Raw genomic sequence first — 303 nt, forward strand, 5'->3', positions numbered from 1 at the left:
CTATACTTCGGATTATTTGTACGCATTTCATGAAGGCGTACACCATGATTATTAATCCATGATCGTACCACTTGCTCAGTCATTTCCTCACCTTGATAACGACCTGATTTCGCATAAGTTGTTTGAAAATCTTCCCAAAGTAATTCAACCCACGCACGAGCTTGTCCGTAAGAAAGCTTGTCATTCTTATCTAATAATTCTTTCGTTAATGCTTCATAAATATCATTCATATTATAATCTCCTTTTACCTATTTATCCCTTCATTTCTAAAGGATAGTTTCTTCAATTTTGCACATTCTATAA

General features: G+C 34.0%; 1 protein-coding gene. It reads right to left on the minus strand.

The genetic code is table 11. The features are described 5' to 3' along the window. A partial coding sequence (locus FE392_RS23340; protein ID WP_319932047.1) for a YfhJ family protein occupies positions 1 to 230 on the minus strand: 230 nt, incomplete at its 3' end. Between the last annotated feature and the right edge of the window lie 73 nt (positions 231 to 303).

This window comes from Xenorhabdus santafensis (assembly GCF_033949405.1).
GTDB lineage: Bacteria > Pseudomonadota > Gammaproteobacteria > Enterobacterales > Enterobacteriaceae > Xenorhabdus > Xenorhabdus santafensis.